Origin of the sequence: Amphibacillus indicireducens, assembly GCF_039539605.1 — a bacterium.
In the GTDB taxonomy this organism is placed as follows: Bacteria; Bacillota; Bacilli; order Bacillales; family Amphibacillaceae; genus Amphibacillus; species Amphibacillus indicireducens.
Map to the genome: position 1 here is coordinate 1 of NZ_BAABDL010000141.1, position 21,921 is coordinate 21,921.

The 21,921-nt window shown below is 37.3% G+C and carries 16 protein-coding genes; 11 read left to right on the forward strand and 5 right to left on the reverse strand.

Going from position 1 to position 21,921, the window contains the following annotated elements; genetic code table 11:
- Positions 1-71 precede the first annotated feature (71 nt).
- The 3 genes from ABD814_RS12390 to ABD814_RS12400 form a co-directional block, all read right to left on the reverse strand.
- Entirely contained in the window at positions 72-971 is a 900-nt protein-coding gene (locus ABD814_RS12390) for a DUF1002 domain-containing protein (protein ID WP_425549085.1), read from the reverse strand.
- 193 nt (positions 972-1,164) lie between these two features.
- A complete protein-coding gene (locus ABD814_RS12395) occupies positions 1,165-1,554 on the reverse strand; it encodes a bactofilin family protein (protein WP_344913749.1) in 390 nt (129 codons plus the stop codon).
- Between the two features lie 15 nt (positions 1,555-1,569).
- Entirely contained in the window at positions 1,570-2,439 is an 870-nt protein-coding gene (locus tag ABD814_RS12400) for a M23 family metallopeptidase (protein WP_344913752.1), read from the reverse strand.
- A 369-nt stretch (positions 2,440-2,808) separates the two neighbouring features.
- Here ABD814_RS12400 and ABD814_RS12405 point away from each other — a divergent pair, with 369 nt between their 5' ends.
- The 10 genes from ABD814_RS12405 to ABD814_RS12450 all read left to right on the forward strand — a co-directional run bounded on the left by ABD814_RS12405 (position 2,809) and on the right by ABD814_RS12450 (position 14,416).
- Positions 2,809-4,089, forward strand: coding sequence for a chloride channel protein (locus ABD814_RS12405; RefSeq protein WP_344913755.1), 1,281 nt, complete (start codon positions 2,809-2,811; stop codon positions 4,087-4,089).
- Between the two features lie 126 nt (positions 4,090-4,215).
- Entirely contained in the window at positions 4,216-4,425 is a 210-nt protein-coding gene (locus ABD814_RS12410; RefSeq protein ID WP_344913758.1) for a heavy-metal-associated domain-containing protein, read from the forward strand.
- Positions 4,426-4,528: 103 nt separating this feature from the next.
- Positions 4,529-5,227: a Crp/Fnr family transcriptional regulator gene (locus tag ABD814_RS12415; protein WP_344913761.1), complete on the forward strand. Its 699-nt coding sequence runs from the start codon at positions 4,529-4,531 to the stop codon at positions 5,225-5,227.
- A 208-nt stretch (positions 5,228-5,435) separates the two neighbouring features.
- Positions 5,436-6,875 (forward strand): PTS system trehalose-specific EIIBC component, encoded by a 1,440-nt coding sequence (treP, locus tag ABD814_RS12420; protein ID WP_344913765.1) that lies wholly within the window; start codon positions 5,436-5,438, stop codon positions 6,873-6,875.
- Positions 6,876-6,986: 111 nt separating this feature from the next.
- Positions 6,987-8,666 (forward strand): alpha,alpha-phosphotrehalase, encoded by a 1,680-nt coding sequence (gene treC / locus ABD814_RS12425; protein ID WP_344913768.1) that lies wholly within the window; start codon positions 6,987-6,989, stop codon positions 8,664-8,666.
- A 31-nt stretch (positions 8,667-8,697) separates the two neighbouring features.
- Positions 8,698-9,411, forward strand: a complete 714-nt coding sequence (gene treR, locus ABD814_RS12430) for a trehalose operon repressor (RefSeq protein WP_344913771.1) — start codon at positions 8,698-8,700, stop codon at positions 9,409-9,411.
- 161 nt (positions 9,412-9,572) lie between these two features.
- Complete coding sequence (locus ABD814_RS12435; RefSeq protein ID WP_344913774.1) at positions 9,573-9,992, forward strand: hypothetical protein; 420 nt, start codon at positions 9,573-9,575, stop codon at positions 9,990-9,992.
- Between the two features lie 140 nt (positions 9,993-10,132).
- The gene (locus ABD814_RS12440) at positions 10,133-12,697 is read left to right on the forward strand and encodes an ABC transporter permease (protein WP_344913777.1); all 2,565 of its coding nucleotides are present in this window, start codon (positions 10,133-10,135) and stop codon (positions 12,695-12,697) included.
- Positions 12,698-12,735: 38 nt separating this feature from the next.
- Entirely contained in the window at positions 12,736-13,593 is an 858-nt protein-coding gene (locus ABD814_RS12445) for an ABC transporter ATP-binding protein (RefSeq protein ID WP_344913780.1), read from the forward strand.
- A gap of 55 nt (positions 13,594-13,648) precedes the next feature.
- On the forward strand, positions 13,649-14,416 hold the full coding sequence (locus tag ABD814_RS12450) for a hypothetical protein (RefSeq protein WP_344913782.1): 768 nt from the start codon (positions 13,649-13,651) through the stop codon (positions 14,414-14,416).
- Between the two features lie 43 nt (positions 14,417-14,459).
- Here ABD814_RS12450 and manA read toward each other — a convergent pair whose 3' ends face one another.
- Positions 14,460-15,416 (reverse strand): mannose-6-phosphate isomerase, class I, encoded by a 957-nt coding sequence (gene manA / locus ABD814_RS12455; protein WP_344913785.1) that lies wholly within the window; start codon positions 15,414-15,416, stop codon positions 14,460-14,462.
- A gap of 408 nt (positions 15,417-15,824) precedes the next feature.
- Here manA and ABD814_RS12460 point away from each other — a divergent pair, with 408 nt between their 5' ends.
- A complete protein-coding gene (locus ABD814_RS12460) occupies positions 15,825-19,766 on the forward strand; it encodes a glycosyl hydrolase (protein WP_344913788.1) in 3,942 nt (1,313 codons plus the stop codon).
- Positions 19,767-19,854: 88 nt separating this feature from the next.
- Here ABD814_RS12460 and ABD814_RS12465 read toward each other — a convergent pair whose 3' ends face one another.
- Positions 19,855-21,801, reverse strand: a complete 1,947-nt coding sequence (locus ABD814_RS12465; protein ID WP_344913791.1) for a BglG family transcription antiterminator — start codon at positions 21,799-21,801, stop codon at positions 19,855-19,857.
- Positions 21,802-21,921: the final 120 nt, after the last annotated feature.

Below are 21,921 nucleotides of genomic sequence, written 5' to 3' on the forward strand. Positions count from 1 at the left end.
CGCCGTATACGAGAACCGTATGTACGGTGGTGTGAGAGGGACGGAGGTTAGTCACCTCCCCCTATCTCAATTTAATCATTAGTGAATACGGATAAGAACCAGTCCCAAATGGATTTGAAGAAATCACCAATCGCTTGAATTAACCCTTGTCCTTCTTCACTTTCGGCAAAGTCGCTTATCCAGTTACGAGTGGCATCGATTGTGTCTGTTACTTTACTCCAGTCAATATTGAGGTTACGTAGTTTATCAAACAATTCAACTAAACGATCAAGTTGAGTATCAGATAGGTTGATTCCTAATTCCTCTGCTAATCGTTTAATGAGATCACGTAATTCTTCAGTCGTTTCTGGGCGCTGTTTTTCAATCTCTTCTTTAATGCGATTCATTAAATCTGTTGCTTGTTCATCATCGATATTTTCATCTTCAGCAAGTTCAGCTGTTACCACCATTTCTTCGTTAGCTGCTTGCTTTACTTCTTCATCAATCTCTTCGCCTGTTACCGCCTCATATGCTTTCATAATTCCAGTTAAAGCGCCAGTCCCTGAGACGTCAAATGGAGCTGTTACATAGATTTCAGCCCCGGTAATGCCTGCGGTAGCTAATGCGTTGGAATACATGGCACCAGTAATATAAGTAATTTTGTTTGTTGTAACGGCAATCCCAGTATTATCATCACGTAGGTCAACTCGGGCAGAAGATAGTGCGTTCGAGCCAATTTGGGATGCGGGAATATGGTCGCCTAAATAATTATGCTCTTCTTCGTTAGTTACATAAATAATCGTGATCTCATCTTCATTGTCGATACCCATTTCTTTTAAGATAGCATCTCGTTGATCAGCAGATAAATCTTCACCTAGTGTTACGATGACTTCTCCTGTAATGGCATCAGCAAGTGCTGTTGGAATTGTTGCATGGATGAAAAATGATAAGATGAGTATCATCATGCTACATTTTAAAATAAATTTTTTCATGGGAAAATCTCCTTTTTCACTTTTTTAAAAAGCTTATGTTCATTCTACAACATTTAATTGAGCTTGTCTTGTCAAAAATATCGCCAAGAATATAGACGTTAGTTAATCATTCAACATTGAAGTTCACTATTGTTGTCAAATTTTAAGTTAAAATAAAATAACTAGCAAGTCGATTAACGACTCGCTAGTTAAGTTAATTTGTATCGGCTATCTTGATTGGTTCGGGCTTTGTTTTTCTATTCGGCGTATGAATTGTACTGTTACCGTTAAAGATTCCGCCTTCTTCAATGACGAGGCCTTCAGTCACAATCTTACCGGTAATCTTACCGCTAGCATGGATTTGAATTTTTTCGCTAGTTTTAATCTCGCCATTCGCTTCACCAGCTACAATCACGTTCTTTGCTTGGATGGCTGGTTCTGTATAGCCACTTTTTCCAATATAAACATTACCCTCGCATTCGATTGCACCATATACTTTACCATCAATCCGCAAGCTTGTCGGTAATTTAATTTTTCCTTCAATAATCGTATCTTTTCCGATAATTGTTTCAAGCACTTTATGTTTCTTTTTTCGGCTGAACAAAGTGAAAACCCTCTCTTAGTTTATTTCATTGTCAAAAAAGTTTAGGTAAGGCTCAGGATCAACAGCTTTTCCTGATTTAATGATTTCATAATGCAAATGTGGACCTGTACTTCTCCCTGTTGAACCAAGTTCACCAATGACATCCCCCTTTAAGACTTGATCACCTTGCTCAACACTTATTTTTGATAAATGTGCATAAAGTGTCTCATATCGATCACTGTGATTGATGATAATCGTGTTACCGTAACCACCATGATATTGAGCTAATTGAACAGTTCCATCTGCCGCTGCATAAATTGGCGTTCCAGTTTTGCCACGGACATCAATACCAGAGTGGATCGCGCGAGACCGATTAAAAGGATCGTTTCTCGGTCCAAATGGTGAGGTGATTTTATTTGGATCGGTCGGCCAATGAGTCGGGATATAAAGTAAGTTTTCTTCTAGTTGCTCAATACTTGCAATTGTTTGATGATACCGATCAACTAAATGAGATGTTAATAATAAATCATCTGTTGGGACAGTTTCTAGATTAAGAAGATTCTCATCTTCAAATGGGATCTCAATTCCACCTAGTGCCTCATCTGGTAAATCACTCATTTGTTGGTGAATCATTTCTTCAATCTCGTTCAGTTCAAAATAACGATTAATGACGAGTTCACGTTCATCAATCAGTTGGTCAATTTTTGCTGACAATTGGTATGTCGTACGATTTAAGCTAACAATTTCTTCGTTTAGAGCCATATTTTTAGTTAATAGCTCTTTATTAACCGAGATGTAATGAAATAAAAGACCGATTGGAATTAAAATAAGAATGATCGTAATACTAATGAATAAACGTGGGATGGTGAATTGTTTAACGGGCTTCGTAATATTATTTGGTACCATCGTAAACGTCCATTTTTGGAGTCGGAATCTTTTTCGTTTTAGCTTCAGTCTCAGTCTCTCCTTTCGAAATTAAGCTTTAAAGAAATTTAAAAGCCAATTTTTTAGTCCTCTTTTACCATAAGTAAATACCTATTAATTATCAATAGTTTAATAGAATTTGTAACCAACTTGAAACATAACTAGACAAAAAAGTTCATATTATTAGCTTATTTAGTTTGAGAAAGTCTATTTGTTTGACTAAACAAACTCAGATTTTGAAAATGAATTGGATTTACTGTTGAGTTGAAAGATTCAGAAATGTATAATGAAACCCAAGTGAGTTATGGGTGGTTTTTCCCTCACTAGATTCAAAGAAAAGAGTTGATGTTAATGAGTGGACAAGCAAAGTATATTCAAATCTATTTGATTAAGTGGCTGATCTTTGCGACGCTAGTTGGTTTTGGTGGTGGAATCTCAGCGTTAGCTTTAAGCTATGGGATTGACTGGTTGTCACAATATGGAGTGAAAGTTCCCACGATACTTGCTCCAGCGATTGGTGGCTTGATTGTCATTCTGATCTATAAAATCGATCGAGAAGTCGCTGGTTCTGGAACGAGAAACTACATTAACGCAATCAATCTCTATCAAGGACAAATTAGCCGTCGAACATGGCTAACCAAACTAATTGCGTCATCAGCAACAATTGGTTTTCGTGGTAGTGGCGGTGTTGAAGGTCCGATGGTATTAATGGGTGGAAGTGTCGGTAATATGGTTAGTAAGCTTCCACTGATAAAGAAACTAATTGATAAAGAAGATCATCGAATTCTTGCTGTTTGTGGTGCGGCTGGAGCAATCGGGGCTGTCTTTCGTTCGCCTTTAGGAGGCGGAGTCTTTGTTGCAGAAATTTTGTATAAATCCTCTATGCATTACCTAGATATGTTTCCAGCTATATTATCGTCAACGATGGGTTTCGTAATTTATAGTACACTCGGCACTGCCGATCCTCTATTTTCTGTATCCTATTATTTACCTGAACCAACAAATGTCGGTTACTTTATTATTGCAGGTTTAGTGGCGGGCTTTGTCTCACTTTTATTTATGGGTGCAATTCATTATGCAGAACAATTTAGTGAACGTTTCGGGAATAAGAAAATCGGCCAATTAATGCCTGTTTTTGGTGGTTTATTAACGGGTATGATTCTTTTATTTCTCCCCCAAGTTGGTGGTACAGGGATAAATTTTATTCAAGATCTGATCGAACAGTCATTTGGAACATTATTTTTGATCCTCGTGTTAATTGCTAAAATTCTTGCCACTGCGTTTACAGTTGGGTTAAAAGCAAGTGCAGGGTTAGTCGTTCCTGCACTTTTCATCGGCGCGACAACAGGTGCGATCGTCGGTAATCTGTTTGCTGCAGAGAGCGGGCTCGCATCTTCTTTAGTAGTGGCAGGTATGTCAGCAAGCCTTGCTGCAACTGCCAATGTACCGATTGCAGCAGCAATCTTGTTGATCGAAATGGTCGGTTTTCAAGTTGGTGTAGCTGCAGTTGTTGGGAGTGTGATTGGCTACGTCATAGGTCGAAGGAAAATGATTTATTTAAAAACGAGTGGCTCAGGTGCTGATTTTCGTTCAGGCAAAGATTTTAGAAAGCTTGATCGCTATTTTGAATAAGTTGATTAATTTTTTGAAAACTTGATCATAATCAATTTATTCTATTAAACAATTGGTTATAATTAAGGTAATCATTTCGGAACATTGTGTCTTATCTGAATAAGTTCAATAGGAGGAGCAATTGAGATGAAAAAAGTTATCTTTCAATTGGAACAGTTAACGTGTCCGAGTTGTATGAAAAAAATAGAAACAGGTTTAATTGAATCGCATGGTGTTGAAGATGCATTTGTTTTCTTCAAGTCTTGTAAAGCAAAAGTCGAGTATGACTCAAATCAAACAAATCCAGCAAGTTTGAAATCAGTCATAGAAGAGTTGGGTTTCTCGGTTATTTCTTAGACAAAACCGAGATGACAACTAAGCCAATTCGCTTTAGTTTAAGTTCAGATAGTATAGTAAAAGTAATAATCGAGTGTTTAATAGTTGATTAGGGAGTGTTGTTATGTCATCACATACTCAAAATGAAAGTGGTCATTCAATGCAAGCGTGCGTTCAGTTAGTACCAATTTTCAACCATTTAAAAAATGAACAAATGTCTGAGGTGATGAATACCGTTCATTCAACTCAATATCAGAGTGGCGATCATTTATTTCATGCGGGTGATGAGTCTGATGCACTCTATGTTGTTCATACGGGAAAGGTGAGAGTTTACCGACTATCTGAGGGCGGTAAAGAACAGCTCGTCCGTTTGTTATTGCCAGGTGATTTTACAGGTGAATTAGCTCTGTTTCGTGAGAGTGAACATGAATCGTATGCTGAAGTGATTGAAGATGCTCAAGTTTGTCGAATTTCCAGGTCAGATCTACAGGGATTGTTGGAGCGTTATCCGTCAATTTCATTACATGTTTTAAATGAATTGGCCTCTCGATTAGAACAAGCTGAACAACAAACAACCCGTGTAGCAACAGAAAAAGTACCGGTTAGACTTGCTCATTTTTTTGCTGAGTTGATGCCACCATTTAAAAATGAAGCAGAAATCATATTACCGATGTCTAGAAAGGATTTAGCTGCACATTTAGGGACAACACCTGAAACGGTCAGTCGGACACTTAAAAGTTTTGAACAAGTCGGATATATTACGCAGAAAGGTCATAAGAAAATCGTGATTCATGATATTGACCTGATGTTAGTTGAGGTTTGAATCGTTTTAATAATCGAGTTCGTTTAAATGACAGCTTTAGTGGGAAAGGTATTCACTGAGGTTGTTTTTTTGTTCTAATCATCGTGATAAGCAATGTGAAGTTGTTATTGACACACTTGTATATACAAGGTAAAATGAAAGCGAAACCATTACCTGTATATACATGTATGGTTTGGATTAAAAATCTGATCAAAGAGAGGGATTAAAAATGGCGAAGTACTCGGATTCGGCAAAAGAGCTTTTGAAACTCGTCGGCGGTAGTGAAAATATTTCAGTGGTCACGCATTGTGCGACGCGAATGAGGTTTGTCTTGAATGATACCGACAAAGCTGATGCTAAAGAGATTGAAAAGCTCGATGTGGTAAAAGGGACATTTACGAATGCTGGTCAATTTCAGGTCATTGTAGGAAATGAGGTTGCATCATTTTATAATGAGTTTACTAAAATTGCTGGTGTAGGTGATACGTCAAAAGAAGAAGCAAAAGTTGCAGCGAAGAAAAATATGAACTTCTTGCAACGATTAATTGCCAACTTAGCAGAAATATTTACACCAATTATTCCTGCTTTAGTTGTTGGGGGATTAATTTTGGGTTTTAGAAACATTATCGGTGAAATTTATCAATTTGGTCCTACAGGTGATCAGGCACTCGTTGAATTATCCCAGTTTTGGCAAGGTACGTTTGATTTTCTCTGGCTAATCGGTGAAGCAATCTTTCACTTTTTACCTGTAGGGATTGTTTGGTCGATTACGAGAAAGATGGGGACGACTCAGATTCTAGGGATTGTTTTAGGATTAACACTCGTTTCACCACAATTGCTCAATGCCTATGGGGTTGCTGAAGCGGCTGAAATTCCGTTTTGGGACTTTGGTTTTGCTCAGGTTGATATGATTGGCTACCAAGCACAGGTTATACCAGCTATTTTAGCAGGATTTGTTTTGGCTTATTTAGAAATTGGTTTAAGAAAAATTGTACCAAGTGTTGTCTCGATGATTCTAGTGCCGTTTTTTGCATTGTTACCAGCTGTGATTATTGCTCATGTTGTTTTAGGACCGATTGGTTGGGTAATTGGTGATTGGATTTCTGATATTGTTTATACGGGTTTAACATCAACATTTGGTTGGCTATTTGCATCGATCTTTGGCTTTGCTTATGCCCCGCTCGTTATAACCGGATTGCATCATATGACAAATGCGATTGATTTACAATTGATGGGCATCTTTGACGGAACCAACCTGTGGCCGATGATTGCACTATCAAATATCGCTCAAGGTTCTGCGGTTGTTGCAATGATCATTCTCAATCGAAGAGATAAAGTGGAGCAACAAGTTTCTATCCCTGCTGCAATTTCTTGTTATTTAGGTGTAACTGAGCCCGCAATGTTCGGGATTAACTTGAAATATGGTTTTCCATTCTTAGCGGCTATGATTGGTTCATCAATTGCAGCCGTGATCTCGGTTGGTTCGGGTGTAATGGCCAATTCAATTGGTGTCGGTGGAATTCCAGGATTCCTCTCAATTCAGGCAGGTCACTGGATCATGTTCTTTGTTGCCATGGCAGTCGCAATCGCTGTTCCAATTGTGTTAACAATGGCATTTGCCAAAACTAAACTAGGCAAAAATGCGTATCAACGATTAGGTAAAGAATAGCTTTATCGTAACAGCCATTTACTAAGTGCAGACTTAATAAATGGTTGTTGCTCTTTTTAATCTAGATACTTTATTAATAAATATAATAAATACTCATAGGGGGATGATGTTGTGGTGCAACCATGGTGGAGGAAATCAGTTGTTTACCAAATTTATCCGAAAAGTTTTAATGATACAACAGGTTCAGGTGTTGGAGACATTCAAGGGATTATTGAAAAGTTGGATTATTTAAAAGAATTAGGAGTCGATGTCATATGGCTCACACCTATTTATGATTCACCACAAAATGATAACGGCTATGATATTCGTGACTATTATCAAATATTTGAACCATATGGAACAATGGCTGACGTGGATCGATTACTGCAAGAAGCGCATGATCGTGATCTAAAGGTCATTTTTGACCTCGTTGTCAATCATACATCAACAGAACATCAATGGTTTAAACAATCGGCATCAAGCAAAGACAATCGATACCGTGATTTTTATATTTGGAAAGACGGAAAAAACGGTCAACCACCAACAAATTGGCAATCAAAATTTGGTGGAAATGCTTGGCAATATGATGAAGTGACCGATCAGTATTATTTACACTTATTTGATACAACACAAGCAGACTTAAACTGGGAAAACCAATACGTGCGTGATGCTGTTTATCAAATGATGAACTTTTGGATTGAGAAAGGAATCGATGGGTTTCGTCTTGATGTCATTAACCTGATTTCAAAGGATCAGAGATTTCCTGATGATGACGGATCGGTTCCACCAGGTGATGGACGTAAGTTTTATACCGACGGTCCAAAAATTCATCAGTTTTTACATGAAATGAATCAGTCAACATTTAAAGGGAAAGATTTATTAACAGTTGGGGAAATGTCCTCGACTTCAATTGATGCGTGTGTAAACTATACAAAGCCCGAGCGTGAAGAACTTGATATGACATTTAATTTTCACCATCTCAAAGTTGATTATCCGAAGGGTGAAAAGTGGACAACGGCTCCATTTGACTTCCAGCAACTTAAAGAGATCTTGTCGACTTGGCAAGTTGGGATGCACAAAGGTGGAGGGTGGAACGCGCTCTTTTGGTGTAACCATGATCAACCTCGAATTGTTTCGCGGTTTGGCGATGAAGGTAGGTATCATAAAGAGTCCGCCAAAATGTTAGCAACAACGATTCACATGATGCAAGGGACACCTTATATTTATCAAGGTGAAGAAATTGGGATGACAAATCCTAACTTTAAATCAATTGACCAATATCGTGATGTTGAATCATTGAATATGTTTCGAATCAAACGGGCTGATGGTGATGACCCGAAAACATTACTGAAGATTTTAAGCGAAAAGTCACGTGATAATTCTCGAACACCAATGCAATGGAATAGTGACGTAAATGCTGGCTTCACAAAGGGTATACCTTGGATTGATTTGGCTGACAATTATCAGCAGATAAATGTTGATCATGCCCTAGCAGATTCAGACTCAATTTTTTATCATTATCAAAAATTAATTAAACTTAGGAAGAAGTATGATATTATAACGACAGGTGACTATCAATTAATCCTACCCGACGATCAAGCAATTTTTGCTTATATTCGGAAGGATAATGATGAACAACTCGTTGTGTTAAATAATTTTTACTCAGAAACGGTTGAATATGACCTTGCTGACTTATTTAGTGCAGACTATAGTACGGCTGATGTATTGATCAGTAATTACACTGATCAGACGGGTAATGTTAGAAAAGGGAAGTTACGTCCTTATGAATCAGTTGTTTATCATTTGAAGTGAACCAAAATGTTATAGATAAGGAAGTTCAGTAATGAAGCGGAAATACGATCTGATTTATCGATCATTAGTTGAGAGAATTGAACGTGAAGAGTGGGGAATTGGCGAGTTGCTCCCCTCTGAGAATGAATTAAAAGATCATTATCGAACGTCTCGAGAAACAATTCGAAAGGCATTGAATGTATTATCACAAAAAGGTTATATTCAAAAGGTGAGGGGAAAAGGTTCGGTCATCATCGAACGTAATAAGTTTAACTTTCCCGTCTCCGGCTTAGTTAGCTTTAAAGAGCTCGTTGACAAAATGGATCTAGACGTAAAAACCCATGTAGAAGATGTGGGCTTACTGAAGGCTGATCCGTTTTTACAAGAGCACTTACAAGTCGCAAAAGATGAACCGGTCTGGCAATCGATTCGTACGCGAGAATTTTCAGGTGAGCGTGTGATTCTCGATAAAGACTTTTTAATTGCCGATCATGTACCAAATTTAACGACTGAGATTTGTCAGGATTCAATTTATGCCTATTTGGAAGGTGAACTTGGACTGACGATCAGTTTTGCCAAGAAAGAAATAACTGTTGAAGAACCAACAGAAGAAGATGCACGATTATTAGACCTCGGTGATTTTAATCACGTTGTTTTAATCAAAAATTATGTTTATTTAGATGATGCGACTCTGTTTCAATATACAGAATCTCGCCATCGACCAGATCGCTTTCGTTTTGTTGATTTTGCGAGGCGACATCATTAAAGGGAATCAACAAGTGTGTGATCAAGAACTCGATTGAATGGTTAATCTATTCAATCGAGTTTTTTGATTTTTAAAAGTTAAGAAACAATAAATATTTATTGATTATCGATAAATTATAAGTTAAAATGGAATCATCAAATACAATGTGAGGGTGAACAGTGATGAGAAAATCGTTGTTTTTATTACTGCTGGTTCTAATGATTCTTTCTTTAACGGCTTGTTATCGGTCAGAGGCTACTGCACCGACTGAAAATACGATGGTAGTCAGTCTCATGAATAATGCAAAATTTGCTATCGACCAATTTGAAATACAGACGATATATACAGGCGGTGGAATGATGTATGCTGACGGTACGAATATCCGAAAGGGAGATATCATGAGTATGGTTTTTACTGATAAGGAGGACTTTGACTTAAAGGGGAGTGAAGCTTTTTCTTTTTATGCAGTTAGAGAAGATGGTCGGCGGATCTCTTTAGGTCACCAGACTTTAGAGCTAACGCCAAACCATGGTTATCTATTCGAGGTTCGAGGTAATACTGCAGATGACGCACATTTAGTTGCCGTTGAAAGCGATCAATAAACTATGATTAATTGAATGTATTAAGGAAAATAGTGAAGCGTCAAAATCGTTTAAATAATCTATTTATCCTGACGCTTCCTATTGCTATCTCACTTTAATATCGTTATCATAATTCATAAGTCATAAAAAAGGGTGATTGAATGAATCTATTTCACTTCGAATTAAAAAAGATTAAAAACAAACGATTTTTATACCTTTTAGTCCTCATACCTATCATAACCGTCATCACTATTTTTACACTCAGGATCTTTAATGACATTGATTTTTCAACCCAAGAGCGTATTAAAGCAAATCAGTTATTAGCCGATTTAAATCATCGGATTCCTTATTTTTATTATGCGGAACAAGATCCGACATCGGGATTAAATGAAGAAGAGGAAGTCCTCTATGATCTGATTGATCAAGCAGAACGTGAGCGATTCAATTACAGTGTCACAGCATACTACGAAGATTGGATCGACATGAATATAGCGAAGCAAAAAATTTGGAATATTCTCATCGATATCTCAGAGATCGATCCGGATTTCCGTTCTGTAAACATTGAAGATATACATATGGAAAAGCAACTGATCGATTGGGCAGTCGAATATGATATTGGGACACATGAATTTGACTCCGATCAAAATAGTTTATTTGTATTATTTAATAGTTTTCAATGGTTATTTAGTTTACCGGCCATTTTATTAATTATCTTTTTCTTTAGTTTATCGATTTTCTTAGAGCCAAATCATCCAGAATTTAATTATTCAAAAGTGTTACCTGTCTCCTATCCAAGGATAATGGTGAATAAGTTAGCACTATTTTTCTCGATTATAGCAACATATATCTTTTCAATAATTACTGGAAGTTTACTGCTGTCTTTGTTTGATTCGGCATCGCTTAAGGCGCAACTCAATTACCCGGTTGTGAAGTTTGTCGAAGGTGAGATATTGTCGAAGCCTTTTTGGCAAGTACTACTGTTCCAAGTGGCCTTTTTTATTGTCCTAACATTACTAGCTTTAGTGATCGTTTCTCTGTTAGCGCGATTGTTTACTAACGAGTTATTTATTACCTTTATTGTTGGTGCTGTCAGTATGATTGGGATGCAAATGACCCGATTGAGCCCACCTTCTAGCGTCACTTATAATCCGTTCGCTTGGTTAGATACGGCTAATTTTTTATTTTATCAACAAAGTCAATCGATTCTGATTGTCTTAGTTATCTTGTTTATCGTTGTTCTCGCTCTGACATGGTTTGTTTTGTTGAGAAATTTCACTTTACCGAATATCAGACGAAGAGCAAGTTATCGAGGCATTCGAAAAAAATCAAAACTATTCTTATTGCGATTTGAATGGCTGAAGTTACAGCGTCAATCGATTTTATTTTACTCAACAGCAATTATTGTTGCATTTACTCTATTTTCTGCAATCGATAGTTATCAATTTCAAGAGATACACACAGAGCAGGCGTCCAATGATTACTTAGTTGATCTTGAACGTTTGAGAGAGCAGGTTTTGATGTATCCAGAACAAATTGAGATGTATCAACAACTCGTGGATGATCCAGATACGCATCCCGCTGAACTTGATTGGATTGAAGTGATGTTAGAAGAGACGCAATTCTATCAAGAAATGGCTGAAGAAAAGTTGGTAATCTATGAATCGATTGAATCAGATATTTTAATGGGCGACTTTTCAGGATTAAGCAAGATTGAATTAGCGCAATTGAAAGATGATTATCTCTATGTAGCTCGGACAGGAGAGGTGACAAGTTCTCCGATCATTCCTTTAGATAATGCGATCTTTATGCCTAATGCATATATTAACTATCGATTAAGTGAATGGAAGGTCGATCATGAGATTGATTTTGTTGCACCGGGTGGGCCTTACCAGACGCTATTTATCCCGTCTTATCAGGAGTCGCCTCGAAGTGGTGAAATGCAACCACCATCAGGTATTGATCGAGAAACTTTTGATCTTTATTTAGATGCAGTCAATCAAGATCATCGTTATTTAAGTGGTCTCAATCTATTAGCCGACGTTTTCAATCAATATTTTTATTTAGCGATCTTTATCTTACTAATAGGATTTTATAGTTTATCTTATGCGCGAGAGTGGGACGGACAGGGCACGATTCGCTATCTGTTAGTCCAGCCGATTTCATTAAAGCGCACATTTAGATCAAAAATGCTCTCTTCATTAAGTATGGGATTTTGCTTTATTCTGATCACGAGTTTATTAGTCTTTTTAATTGGTAGTTTCTTAAATGGGATAGGACAGCTTAATTTTCCGTTCGTTCAGTATGTAGCTGATTCATTAGGACTTGAAAGAAGTGGTTCTTTCCTTGAAATACCAATGGCAATAAAATTCTTTAGAATCGTTCCATTGTGGCAGTTACTCTTAATGGGGGCTGGATTGTTGTTATCTAATGTATTTTTAATTAACCAGCTCGTCTATTACTTATCGACATTTTCAAAAAATCAATGGGCGATTATGGGCTCGACTGTCTTAATTCTTGGTATTGGTTATCTTGTTTCAATTATTTTGCCGTTTGGATTTCAACAATTTCTCCCGTTTCTATATTTAGATATTAGTAGCATATTGTCAGGAGAAATAGCGATTATGGAAAATTACCCCTATTTGAATTGGTGGGTTGGCATGATCGTCCAAATAATCACAGGTTCAATGCTAACGGTTCTTGCAATAAGAAGAGTGCGCAAATATTAATTGATCATTAAATAAGGCATGACGAAAGGAGTATTTCGATGATTTCTGTTCAAGAATTATCAAAAAATTATCATGACAAAGAAGTATTATCAAAAATAAGTTTTGCAATCGAACAAGGTGAAATTGCTGGTCTTGTTGGTCCGAATGGGGTTGGTAAAACGACATTGCTCTCAAGCATGATGGGTTTGATTAAACCTGATCATGGCACGGTGACAATGGCGGGTGAACTTTTTACTAAAACAGAAATGTATCAAAAAGTTGGCTTTATGCAGGATAATACTGTTTTATATCCTCATTTAACAGGATATGATCATCTGTCATATGTTGCCTATGCACAAAATTTAAGTTTAGATGCGGTTGAACAAATCTCAAAACGAGTCGGGAATGATCGGTATCTTCATCAAAAGGTTGGTGAGTATTCACTCGGAATGAAGCAGCATTTATTGTTTGCTTCGGCAATCATTCATCAACCAAAAGTGTTACTTTTAGATGAGCCATTTAATGGGCTTGATCCAACAAGTTTAATTCGAATTCGGGAAATTATCCGTGAGTTGGCAGCGCAAGGTACAACCGTTTTTCTTTCCTCGCATAATTTAAATGAGCTTGACCGGATGACGCGTCATATTTATTTCTTGAAGGATGGAGAGATTATTTATCGTGATTTGGCTGAGCATCATGATTTTTCCTATTTATTAACTGTCAAAAATCAACCAGTTGGTGAGCGTTATCAGGATATTCAGGTTGAAGTGATTAATGAGACGCAGTTTATTGTAAAAAAGGAAAACTTAGACCTTGTCACAAGGCTATTGAACAAAGATGAGAATCCGATTGTTGATATTGAGCGGACTCAGTTTAGTAGTGAGAATCTATATCGAGAGATTTATCAAGAAGCGTAGTAGAACTAGGACCTATAACTTTTGCCTTTGGCCGACGCTAACTAATCTCAGATGGATGCTTAAAACGAATGATAATTATCAACCAGTTGTTGTCATTCGTTTTTACTTTTTAAAAAAACAAGTGGGTGATTTAAGAATGAATCTACTGTCTTTTGAAGCGAATAAAATAAGGAATAAACGTTTATTATTAGCTTTGGTGATTGCTCCAGTGCTAATCGTGTTGACTATTTTTGTGTCACGGCTATTTACGCCAGTTGATTTTCGGTCGGAAGAGGTGACGCAAGCGAATCAGTTGTTAGCCGATTTAAGTTGGCAAATTCCGAATTACCGTCACATGGAATTAGATCCTTATTTTGAAGTAAGTGAAGAAGATCAACTACTTATTCAATATATCCCGTACACTGCAGGTGCGGAGATGCACGAGCAATTATTCGAGATTCCAACGTTAATGGATTTCTTTCGGATTGTTCCGTTGTGGCAATGGTTGTTGATGGGCGCAGGCTTGTTGTTATCAAATCTATTTATGATTAACCAGCTCGTTTACTTTGTCTCAACGTTTTTCAAAAATCAATGGGTTGTTATGGCTAGTTCGCTAGTTATTCTTGGTTTAGGCTTTGTTATTGCAATCGTTTGGCCACACGATATCCAAGCATTCTTGCCGTTTCAATATTTAGATATCAGTCAAGTTTTATCAGGGCGTGTAGCAACGATTCATGAATATAGTTATTTAACTTGGTCGACGGGAATGATCGTTCAAACAGTAACGGGAATCATCCTGTTGTTACTATCACTAGTAAAAATTCGTCGAACAAAACACAATTAAAAATGAAAAGAGCTGAATATGAGTTCATATTCAGCTCTTTTTTTTAAGGGTGTGAAACGATTAGTTCTGCTGTTCCGTTGATTTCGAATGTGTCAATCGTAGCCGGAATAACAAAATGGTCACCTTTTTTGACTGAAAAGGATTTCCCATTTGTAATGACCTCAGCTTCGCCTTCGATCATACTGAGCTGTATAAAATCAGCATTTCGAGTATGGCTACTTTCACCGGCTAAATTCCAATGGTACACAGTGAAGTATTGCTCTTCAATTAGCTTTTTAATCAACAAATTATCTTGTTTTGTTTCTGTTTGTTCAAAATCAGCAACTTGATGAGGAGCAGTTGTAACCTCAATTGATGAATCTAAATGTAATTCACGAGGATTTCCTGCGTCATCTGTTCGGTCATAATCATAGACACGATATGTGATGTCAGAACTTTGTTGGGTTTCTAAAATAACAATGCCTGCTCCGATTGCATGAATCGTTCCGCTTGGTACGTAGACAAAGTCACCTTTTTTTGCTGGAATTCGGCGGAAGAGCTGATCCCACTGACCGGTTTTAGCCATTTTCTCTAGTTGGTCTTTTGAATCGGCATGATGACCAAAAACAATTTCAGCCCCTTCTTCAGCAGCGAGGACATACCAGCACTCTGTTTTTCCGTAAGGTTCATTTTCAATCTCTTGTGCATACTTGTCATCTGGATGAACTTGAATTGATAAATTATCATTTGCATCAAGAATTTTTACGAGTAAAGGATAAGCTTCTTTATGCCCGGCCGTCTTGTTGAACAGCTCGGCATGATTTTCCCAAGCATCTTTCAATGTTTTATTAGCTAGTGGACCATTTGTAATTTGACTCGGTCCATTTTCATGTGCAGAAATCACCCAAGCCTCTCCAATTTTATCGTTAGGGATATCATAATCAAAAATCGTGTTTAATTTATTGCCACCCCAAATTCTTTCTTGAAACACCGGTTTTAAAAAGATTGGTTCATGATACATTGTCTCGTCTCCTATCTATTTTCAAAATAAAAACATTCCCAATTAGAAGTATGATGTGGATCGGATCTTAATTTAACCTATCCATTAAAATCCACATGATTGCAATTATAATTAAATTGTAGCAGTAGCAAAGATTAGAAGCAACCATATTTAGAGTAATACTTAATATTGTTTAGTTATCGATAAATTAAAATTAAAGCCTTAAACCACTTTTGTCTATTGTTTATATGCAGTTTTCATATGGTTACATTAATTTAAAAGAGTAAATATTAAGCAATATAAATATTTTATTAAGTTATCTATTGAAATTATTAAGTTATCGATTATAATGAATAATGTTAACGCTTACAAAGGGAGGGGAGGCGAAATTCGCTAGGTCATTGTTAAATAATGAATGAGGAGGAGTTTATGAAAATGAGAAAAAAGTGGTTACCAATTTTAATGGTTCTTATTCTTATTGCAAATCTATTCCCAGTTAATCAAGTTGTGGAAGCGAGTGAAAGTCATGTTTTGAATCTATCAAATCCAAATGCATCACAATACACAAAAGAATTGTTTGCCTATTTAAAAGGGCTTGGTAATGATGAAATTTTATTCGGTCAACAGCATGCGACGGATGAAGGTCTAACTTTATCGGGGGAAGGAAATCTAGTTGGTTCAACAGAATCTGAAGTAAAAAATGCTGTTGGTGATCATCCAGCGATTTTTGGTTGGGATACGAATAGTCTGGATGGTCGAGAGCGGCCAGGTAATGCAATTGATGATGTTGTGTTATCCCAAGAGCAACGGACGCGGAATTTAGCTGACTCGATGATTGCCGCACATAAGTTAGGTGGGATTGTTACGTTAAGTATGCACCCAAATAACTTTGTTACAGGTGGGTCGTATGGGGACACATCAGGAAATGTCGTTCGTGAAATTTTGCCTGGTGGTAGCAAGCATGAAGAATATAATCAATGGTTAGATAACTTAGTCGATTTATCATACTTAGTTGTTGATGATAATGGTCAAGCAATTCCAATTATTTTCCGTCCATTCCACGAACAAACAGGTGGCTGGTTCTGGTGGGGTGCAACAACAACGACGCCAGAACAGTATAAAGCGATTTTCCGTTACACAGTTGAATATTTGCATGAGCACGGAAATAATAACTTCTTAATTGGTTATTCTCCAGGTTCTGGACCAGCAGGAGATCGTGATCGTTACTTAGGCACATACCCTGGTGATGACTATGTTGATATTTTAGGGATCGATAAATATGACGAGAAAAATAACGCAGGATCGCCAGCATGGATTAATGCGATGGCTGCTGATTTATCGATGCTCGCACAAGAAGCGGAAGCGCGTGGTAAAGTGTCAGCATTTACTGAGTTTGGTTATAGTGCGGAAGGTATGAATCGCGAAGGTAATAATTTAGAGTGGTGGACGACGGTGTTAGAAGGAATTATGAACCACCCTGATTACCCAGATGCAGCTAAAACATCTTATATGCTAACGTGGGCAAACTTTGGTTGGCCAAACAATATGTTTGTTCCATATCGTGATGTTAATGGGGATCTAGGTGGTGATCATGAATTATTAGCTAATTTCACAGAATTTTTTGAAGATGAGCGAACCCTATTTGCTGAGCAAGTACAAGGTGTTTATGGAACTGGAAAACAGTATGAAGTTGCTCCACATGATCAATTTATGTATTTAGTTTCACCGACAAATGGCGATCGAATCGTCTCGAGTCCACTTGAGTTTAAAGCGCGAGTCGTAAATGGTGATGACCCGACTGTGACATACAGTATAGATGGTGGCGAAGAAGTTGAGATGACGCTAGCTGGTCAATATTATCAAGCAAGTTGGGCGCCGACTGCAGAATATAATGAATCTGCAGTAGATGTTACGGTTCGTTATTATGAAGGTGATAACCTTATTAATGAACAGACACACCGTTACTACATTTTCCTTTCAGATGTGTTAATTAAGGAATTGACCTTTGAAGATGGAATTGACGGAATCAAGAGTAATGGAACGTGGCCCGAAGATGGTGTTGATTTATCTATTAATCATGCTCAATTAAATGAAAGAGGCATGCTTGAATTAATGGTAGAGGGAATGCCAGCAGAAGAATGGTGGCAAGAATTAAAATTAGAGTTGACTAATTTAGAAGATATTGATTTATCGTTAGTTAATCAATTAACGTTAGAGGGCTATGTCCCTGTAAGTGCGGGGGAAGGTAATCTTAACGCAGTTGTTCAATTGCCGGATAATTGGGATGATAAATACGAATCTTCAGTTGTGTTAAGTTCCTTGGATATCGTTACAATAGATGGAACTGACTATTATCAATACGAAGCAACGGTTAACTTCCCGCACGCTGTAGATGCGAGAACTGTTGCGGTATCATTAATAGGTGAACAATTACAGTTAGACGAATCTATTTACGTTGACCGTGTTCAATTATTGAACAGTTATCTACCGGCGCCAGAAGATCCATTCTTAGTCGATGATTTTGAGGGGTATATGGGTGATGATGCCTTACTAGATAGTGCCTATGGCTCGAATGGCGATCCGATTAAACTGTCATTGACAGATGAACACAAGTCTAATGGTGATTACGGATTGCAATATGACTTTACGATTGGTAGTTCAGGTTATTCTGGACGTGAAACGACTTTCGGTCCTGTTGATTGGACAGGTGCGAACGCTGTTTCGTTCTGGATGAAACATGACGGTCATCCAGGGCTACATCTAACGCTTCAGATTAATATTGGTGGTGTAGCTTTTGAGTATGATGTTGACTTAGATGAAGCATATGAAGGTTTCATTGAACTGCCGTTAGTTGATTTTGCTCCAGCTCATTGGGAAGGCAACCAAGATGCGATTGTCGACCAAAATCGAATCGGTCGTGTCTCGAGTTTTGCTTTTTACATGGGTAGGGAAGACGATGCAGACCATGAAGGAACGATTTATTTCGATCAGATTCGTGCGGTTGACTTAGAAGATGCACCAGAAATACCAGTAGTAGAAGATAGTGGACCAGCTGAACCAATTGTTTATCAGTTTGAAACAGACTTAGCTGGTTGGGATGGGCCAAATGCATCGATAGAAGATGGTCATCTAAGAGTAGATGTTTCATCTGGTGGCAATACAGAAGTTAAGAAAACATCAGGCTATGATCTGAGTGACTATAACTATATCGTTGCAAGAGTTAATACAGAGGAGTCACTAATCTCTAAAATTTTTATCAAGACTGGAAGCGACTGGAGTTGGTCTGATTCTGGTGAAATTGAATTAAATAATGATGGCTACGCAGAGATGATTTTTGATATTTCAGAAATCGATACTCGCGAAAATGTTCAAGAAATCGGATTTGAATTCCTCGGTGAAGAGCTAGAGAATGACATTGAGGTTTTAATTGATTCAATCCAAATTGTTAATGATTTAGATGAGTTAATTGGTGATGGAGAGACCGAAGCACCAGTTGATCCAGAGGAAGAAATTACGATTGAAGCTGGTGAAGAAAGTAACGTTGCACCTGGTCAAACGGTAAACGTTGTGTCAGGCGATCAGAAAGCAACGATTCAAACACCTGATAATCTACCAGAAGGAACAAAAGTCATTGTTGATTTTGTTGATGATGAAGATGAAAAACTTGTTGATGCGAAATCTGATTCAGAAAAATCAATGACTAGAGCTGGAGATGTCGTTTTAGTTCAAATGATTTATCCGGAAGGGCAAGAAGATTTCACTGGAGAGTTTAAGTTAGAATTGACCTATAATACTGACTTAAACTGGGTTGCGATTTTCTATTACAATGAAGAAACTAGTTTGTGGGAACGTAAAGGCGGAGAAATGGATCCTGAAGCGGGTGTGATTCGTTTAACAGTTAACCACTTCTCAACATATGGTGTCTTTGAAGATGCTCTTGAAGACGTTGTTGCAGATCTAGAAGAACAAATCAATGATCTGGAAAATCGAATCGAAGAACTAGAAGCATCTGCTGGTAATGTAGAAGCACTTGAACAGCTTGTTGCAGAAATCAAAGCTGAGATTGACGCGCTTAAATCAAATGATGCAGACTTCGAAGCGCGTCTTGCAGACCTTCTAGCTCGAATTGAAGCACTTGAAGCTCAACTTGCTGAGCAAGAAGATGATGAGCAAGATGTAAATACTCCAGAAGGTGAAGATTCAGATGACAATCAATCTGGAAATGGAGAAGATGAAGAAGCGACGGCTGGTGAAGGAGATGCATTACCATCAACAGCAACAGCTCTTTACAATTACTTGTTAATCGGAGCCTTAATTCTGATTGTTGGTGCTGGATTAGCATTGTATAGCTACAAGCGTAAAAACGCATAATCAATTAGAGTAGTTTTTATTAAATATTATATCCCCAGCGGGTGAAAACCAGCTGGGGATATTGTTTTAAGGGCATAACACTTTTATTTTAAGCTTCAAGTGCTAATAATATCTTGACAAAATCACGATAATTTTTTGTCTGGATCAGCTGTTGAACAATATTTGGATCCTCTACAATTCTAATAAGTCCTTTATACATAATCTCTAAATCTTGATGTCCATCTTTTTCAACGTTTAATAAACAAATAAATTGAGCGCGCTTACCTGCCCAATCAATTGGTTTTTGTAATGTGCAGATTGATAAAAATGTTTCTTTAGCTTGTGCTGTAATTGGGTGCGGGATTGCTATTAAGTTTCCGTAAGCCGTCGGTGCGACCTCTTCGCGCTCATAAATTAAGTCTAAATAATGATCGGGCAAATCCATCTTTGTTTGAATTTGCTCGACTAGAAAATTTAATGTCGCTTCTTTAGTCGTGAACGCTTTATTTAAGAAAACAAACTCTTTTTTAATAAAGTCAACCAAGCGAGTAGAACGTTTCTTTAAGTGAGTTTCAATTTTTGCTATATCCTGACTTGATAAAATTGTGTTGACCACGATAACGGGTATTTTTAGACTTTCTGAAATAGGGACAGAGCTAACGATAAAGTCGATATCTTCAAATGGAATTTGAGCTAACTTATAATACTCTGTCGTACCTGCGACGTGAATTCGTGACCCGAAGACCGATTGTAATTTATATTTAATTAAATGGGCACTTCCGAGGCCGGATGCGCAGACGATATAGCACCTTTTTGGCTCAGTTTTTAATTTATTTCGTTCGATGGCTGCACCGATGTGTAAGGCGATATAGCCAATTTCGTTCTCATCAATTAAAACGTTGATCTCATTTTCAAGCACCATCCCTGCAATGACGGCCGCTTCAAAAGCGAGTGGATAATTTAATTTGATATCTTTGAGCATTGGATTTCTGACGTTCATTCCGTATCTATAGCGATTGATCGCAGGCTTTAAGTGTAGACCTAATCCAATCAATAACTCTTGATCATTTCGAATGTTTAGTTTCATTCTTGCCTCGATTAGATCTAATATTTTTGTCGTTAAAATTTGAGTTTGTTTTTCTAAAATATTTTCTAAATCAGTTTCAGTTAGATTCGTTTGTTTGACCATTTTCGTACCAAGTAGATGGATTGAAATATAAGCAACTTCTTCGGGTGGAAAATTGATAGCTAAAATTTTTTCAGTCGATGCAATGATCCTTAGCGCAACTTGATGCTCTTTTTGTTTTTTTATTTCTTTTAAATCTTGATTAATAATTGAAACATAGTGCCCATCTTTGATCCGCTGATATGCAATGATAATATGGATGAATAAATTATTAATGGCAATATCAGAAAGAGAAATCTGATTATCTTTAATCTCTTTGATAATGACAGACCAGACATCTTCTAAGCTTTGCATGTCGATATTTGTAATTTGAGAAAGTTGTTTTTTCCAAACTGCTTTTGATACAGGTTCACTTCGATCGAAAATATGCTCTGACATGGCGTAGCGCATCTTAACTTCATTACCAGATAATTTTAGACCGTAGTTTGGTTTCTGCTGTAGTGAAAGGTCGTACTTGCTAAGCAGATCTTTCACGGATCGCAAGTCATTTTGAATCGTTGATTTACTAATATGCATTTCGTCGCAGAGATGATCAAGTTTCAAGTGATCTTCAGCAAGTAAAAACCGTTTTATTAAATAGGTAATCCGTTCATCGGGCGAGTTAGGTAGAGCTTGTTCGCTTGATTTATTTGTTAAAATTTGATTCAAAAAGTGTCTAAATTTTTTATCATCACTAATCGTTAATTGAAATCCGATTCCTCGAATTGATTTAATCTTGGCGCCGTGATTTTGTAATGTATGGTCAAGAATCTTAATGTCATCACGAATCGTACGAGATGTCACGTCGAGTGTTTGGGCAAGGTATTCGCTAGTGATGGCGTGATCAAACGCCAACAACTCTCTTAGTATTGAAAAAACCCGTGCATTCATTGAACCACCACTTTCATATTAACTCTGATTCTACTACTATTATATGTTAACCTAGATTATTCATAGCCCAATCATAAAACCTGAATAAACCGCATCAAATCAATTAAAAATAACCAATCA

Bases quoted from the DNA above. Each gene is read 5' to 3' on its own strand.
- ABD814_RS12390 (WP_425549085.1), bottom strand. From the start codon at position 971: ATGAAAAAATTTATTTTAAAATGTAGCATGATGATACTCATCTTATCA.
- ABD814_RS12400 (WP_344913752.1), bottom strand. From the start codon at position 2,439: ATGGTACCAAATAATATTACGAAGCCCGTTAAACAATTCACCATCCCA.
- ABD814_RS12405 (WP_344913755.1), top strand. From the start codon at position 2,809: ATGAGTGGACAAGCAAAGTATATTCAAATCTATTTGATTAAGTGGCTG.
- ABD814_RS12410 (WP_344913758.1), top strand. From the start codon at position 4,216: ATGAAAAAAGTTATCTTTCAATTGGAACAGTTAACGTGTCCGAGTTGT.
- ABD814_RS12415 (WP_344913761.1), top strand. From the start codon at position 4,529: ATGTCATCACATACTCAAAATGAAAGTGGTCATTCAATGCAAGCGTGC.
- treP (WP_344913765.1), top strand. From the start codon at position 5,436: ATGGCGAAGTACTCGGATTCGGCAAAAGAGCTTTTGAAACTCGTCGGC.
- treR (WP_344913771.1), top strand. From the start codon at position 8,698: ATGAAGCGGAAATACGATCTGATTTATCGATCATTAGTTGAGAGAATT.
- ABD814_RS12435 (WP_344913774.1), top strand. From the start codon at position 9,573: ATGAGAAAATCGTTGTTTTTATTACTGCTGGTTCTAATGATTCTTTCT.
- ABD814_RS12440 (WP_344913777.1), top strand. From the start codon at position 10,133: ATGAATCTATTTCACTTCGAATTAAAAAAGATTAAAAACAAACGATTT.
- ABD814_RS12445 (WP_344913780.1), top strand. From the start codon at position 12,736: ATGATTTCTGTTCAAGAATTATCAAAAAATTATCATGACAAAGAAGTA.
- ABD814_RS12450 (WP_344913782.1), top strand. From the start codon at position 13,649: ATGCTTAAAACGAATGATAATTATCAACCAGTTGTTGTCATTCGTTTT.
- manA (WP_344913785.1), bottom strand. From the start codon at position 15,416: ATGTATCATGAACCAATCTTTTTAAAACCGGTGTTTCAAGAAAGAATT.
- ABD814_RS12460 (WP_344913788.1), top strand. From the start codon at position 15,825: ATGAAAATGAGAAAAAAGTGGTTACCAATTTTAATGGTTCTTATTCTT.
- ABD814_RS12465 (WP_344913791.1), bottom strand. From the start codon at position 21,801: ATGAATGCACGGGTTTTTTCAATACTAAGAGAGTTGTTGGCGTTTGAT.